This is a genomic window from Ligilactobacillus sp. (assembly GCF_036846325.1).
GTDB lineage: Bacteria > Bacillota > Bacilli > Lactobacillales > Lactobacillaceae > Ligilactobacillus.
In genome coordinates, this window is the sequence record NZ_DAIUCE010000123.1 from 1 (window position 1) to 3,985 (window position 3,985).

Sequence of the window (3,985 nt, forward strand, 5' to 3'; positions counted from 1 at the left end):
CAACATCTATTTTCGCATAAACTTCACAGTTAAAACACATATACAAAGGCGGTTTTTAGATTAAAAAAAGATAAGAATTTTGAACATCAAAATAGCTTGAAAATGATTCTTTCAAGAACAGCAATCTGTTTCTTATATTCTTATTTATTCATCCATAAGACTATTGTGATGGATATTTTTTCTAAATGAATCTGAACAGTCCGTAACAACACTGTATTTATCAAGATAATTTGAAACTTCAAAGTATTTTTCGGGAAATCTGGATCAATTAAGCAAAGGCAAAATTGAGGAAACTCTAATCGTTAAAATAGTTTAGTTTGACACTGGATATTAAATATGATTCATTCATCGAATAGTTTGATATTCGAAATAATTTGAATTAAGTGAGGTGACACGCGTGAAGGTAATGGATGCACAGGAGATCATGGACATGATCCCGAACCGCTATCCGATCTGTTACATTGATTATGTCGATGAACTCGTCCCCGGTGAAGAGATTACTGCGACAAAGAACGTAACGATCAACGAATCCTTTTTCCGTGGACATTTTCCGAATAATCCGGTCATGCCTGGAGTCCTGATCATTGAAACGCTTGCTCAGGCAGCGTCGATTCTGATTTTGAAATCGCCTGAATTTGAAGACAAAACGGCTTATCTGGGTGCCATTCACCAGGCAAAGTTCCGCAAGGTCGTTCGCCCTGGCGATGTCTTGAAGCTTCACATCGTGATGGAAAAGAAGAAGTCCAATATGGGCATCGTCAAGGCTTCTGCGCTCGTTGACGGCAAAAAGGCCTGCACTGCGGAGCTGATGTTCGCCGTTTATGACAGGGATGAAAAGATTTAGTGGAAAGACCGCTTTTTATTTGTTATTATTTTGATAGTCAAAATATTTGGAAAGCAAAAAGATAGGCGGTATGAATTATGGATGAACGCAGTCAATATATCAATGATGCCCTAATTCGAATCTACAGTGATATCTTATGGATTGAAGAAAAGGAGCTGCGCAAAAGCAGGTTTAACGACTTGACAATCAAGGAGATGCACGCAATCAACGCCATTTCGATGTATGATCACAAAACGGCGACAGAGGTTGCAAATGAGCTGCATCTCACCCCTGGAACTTTGACGGCAACGATTGACCGGTTAGTGAAAAAGGGTTATGTTGAGCGGATTCGCGGCCTGGACGACAGGCGCGTGATCAGGCTCGGCCTGACCAAGAAGGGGCGGGTGATGTATCGGGCTCACGATGCATTTCATCATAAAATGGTTGAGGGTTTTTTGAAAGATATCAGTCCTGAAGAAATGAAAATCGTCGAAAAGGCGATTCGAAATCTCGAAGACTTCCTGAATGAAAATTCTTAGAACAGGGTGTTTAAGAAATGAAACGTTTGAAAATTGAGGCATTGGCAAAAAGTGTTCCAGAAATGAAAGTGTCAAATGACGATCTTGCAGAATTCATCGATACGTCCGATGAATGGATCAGCCAAAGAACAGGAATTAAAACCAGACACGTCAGTCTTGAAGACAACACGTCCGGTCTTTGCGCAAAGACGGCAGAAGCGCTGCTTTCAAGAACGTCGACTGATGCTTCGGAAATCGACTTGATTATTGTCGCAACGATGACGCCTGACAGCGCAACGCCTTCAACGGCTGCAATCGTTCAAGGAAGAATCGGTGCAAAAAATGCCGTTGCCTTTGACATCTCGGCTGCTTGTTCAGGTTTTGTATATGCCTTGATAACGGCAGCATCGATGCTTGATTCAAGGCATGCCAGAAAGGCCCTGGTCATCGGCGGAGAAGTGCTTTCAAAGTCGCTTGACTGGAGCGACCGCACGACATGCGTCCTGTTCGGCGACGGAGCAGCCGGAGCATTGATCGACTGCGATTCGAACGGAGATTCTGCTTTGCTGGGCTACAGTTTGAAGAGCTTTGGCGAAGATTACGACAAGCTTTCGTGCCAGAAGACGCTGCCGCTTGCGAAATTTCCGCCCGAATCAAACGAGAAGACTTCAACTCCGTTTGAAATGGACGGCAGGGCAGTCTACAATTTTACGACCAAGACCGTTCCGGACGTGATTAAGGCTGCCGTTGAAGACAGCGGACTCGAACTGGATCAGATCGACCGTTTCGTCCTGCATCAGGCAAATGCGAGAATCATCAAGGTGATTGCAAGAAAACTGCATCAGCCGTTGGAAAAATTTCCTGAAAACATTTCGGAATACGGAAATACTTCAGGGGCCAGCATCCCCCTGCTTTTAAGCGAGCTTGCCGAAAAAAACGAGCTTGTTCGCGGCGAAACGATGCTTCTTTGCGGATTTGGCGGCGGCCTTTGCGCCGGTGCCTGCGTGATCCGCTACTGAATTTCAAGTCAATTACAGAATATTTAAGGAGAAATCATCATGACAAAAGAAGAAGTTTTAGCAAAAGTACAGGAAATCGCAGCAGAACAACTGGACGTTGACAAGGAGGAGATCGTGCTGACGGCAAATATTAAGGATGACCTTGATGCTGACAGTCTTGATGTCTTTGAAATCATGAACGAACTTGAAGACAGCTTTGACATTCAGCTTGATGCCGACGAAAGCATCCAGACGATCGGCGACGTCGTTGACTATGTTCAAAAACAATTGGACGCAAAGAACTAAGAGGTGTTTTTTTGACAAAAGTCGGACTTTTATTCAGCGGACAGGGTGCACAAATTCCCGGAATGGGAAGGGATTTCTATGAAAGAGTGCCGGTCTTTGCCGAAACTATTGACCGGGCTTCGGAAATCTGCGGATTTGATCTGACGGAATGCTTTGGAAGTTCTGAAATGCTCAGGCAGACAAAGTATGTTCAGCCGGCGCTTTGCGCATTTTCGTACGGAGTTTTCAAAGTCTTGAAAAATGCAGTGCCCGGTCTGGACGTTGTCGGCGGAATCGGACTTTCGCTTGGCGAATATCCGGCTCTGATTGCCTCTTCGATGCTTGATTTTGAAACAGGCATGAAACTCGTGTCGAAAAGAGCGGAGTTCATGCAGGAAGACTGCGATCGTTATCCAAGTTCAATGGCTGCAATTTTGAAACCTGACGTTGAACTTGTTGAAAAAACCTGTGCCGAAATTTCGACGGACGAAAGGCCTGTCCTGATTGCCAATTACAATTCGCCAAAACAAGTCGTCATCGGCGGCGATGTCGAAGCCGTTGAAAAAGCATCAGGAAAACTTTCCGGGGAAGGCGGGATGCGCGTGGTCGAATTAAACGTCAATGGTGCGTTTCATACGCCTTTGTTCAGGTCTTCTTCCCAGAGACTTGGTGAAGTCCTGAAAGACGTTTCGTTCAGGGATCCTGAATTTGTCATCGAAAGCAACACTGACAGGATTCCGTTCACGAAGGAAAATGCGGCTGAAATCTTGCAGCGACAAGTCATGTCTCCGACGCATTTTGCTGATTGCGTCGAGAAAATGATCAGGGATTTCGAGGTTGAAGCCTTCATTGAAATCGGGCCCGGCGAGACGCTGTCGAAATTCGTCAGGCAGATCGACCGGAATGTCGGACGCACATCGGTTGAAACGCTTGAAAAAATGCAGAAAGTTTCGCTTTGACGAGGAGGGAATAAACTGTAGCTAAGAATATGCACAAATACAGCCAGATATGATTTAATATTCAACAGAAAGACAAAATGTGAGGTGAATATTATGTCAATGCCGAACCCGAAGAAAACTGCAATCAGGGTTCAGAAGGTCCGCCTGTATCCTGATGCTGAAATGAAGCAGGTCCTGGATGAACTGTGCGATTACCGCAGATACTGCTGGAATGAAGCGCTGGCGCTCTGGAATGACATGTACGAACAGTCACTGATTCTTGGTGACAGAAAATCAAGGCCAAGCGAGTACAAGGTAAGAAATGAACTTGTAGCTGAAAAGCAGGACTGGCAGTATGCGTTATCCGCAAGAGTCCTGCAGCTTTCAGTCAGCGATTTGAACAAGGCATTCAGGAACTTCTTC

6 protein-coding genes are annotated in these 3,985 nt (G+C 44.9%); all 6 read left to right on the plus strand.

Translation table 11 applies throughout. From position 1 onward, the window contains the following. Window positions 1-397: 397 nt before the first annotated feature. Entirely contained in the window at window positions 398-844 is a 447-nt protein-coding gene (gene fabZ / locus V7Z60_RS09010) for a 3-hydroxyacyl-ACP dehydratase FabZ (RefSeq protein WP_334117493.1), read from the plus strand. 77 nt (window positions 845-921) lie between these two features. Further along, window positions 922-1,362 carry a MarR family winged helix-turn-helix transcriptional regulator gene (locus tag V7Z60_RS09015; RefSeq protein ID WP_334117494.1) on the plus strand — a complete coding sequence of 147 codons (441 nt, stop codon included), beginning with the start codon at window positions 922-924 and terminating at the stop codon, window positions 1,360-1,362. Between the two features lie 17 nt (window positions 1,363-1,379). Further along, a complete protein-coding gene (locus V7Z60_RS09020; protein ID WP_334117495.1) occupies window positions 1,380-2,360 on the plus strand; it encodes a beta-ketoacyl-ACP synthase III in 981 nt (326 codons plus the stop codon). 39 nt (window positions 2,361-2,399) lie between these two features. Further along, on the plus strand, window positions 2,400-2,645 hold the full coding sequence (locus tag V7Z60_RS09025; protein ID WP_334117496.1) for an acyl carrier protein: 246 nt from the start codon (window positions 2,400-2,402) through the stop codon (window positions 2,643-2,645). Window positions 2,646-2,656: 11 nt separating this feature from the next. Continuing rightward, window positions 2,657-3,583, plus strand: a complete 927-nt coding sequence (locus V7Z60_RS09030; RefSeq protein WP_334117497.1) for an ACP S-malonyltransferase — start codon at window positions 2,657-2,659, stop codon at window positions 3,581-3,583. Window positions 3,584-3,676: 93 nt separating this feature from the next. Then, on the plus strand, window positions 3,677-3,985 hold a 309-nt coding region (locus V7Z60_RS09035), incomplete at its 3' end, for a helix-turn-helix domain-containing protein (RefSeq protein ID WP_334117498.1).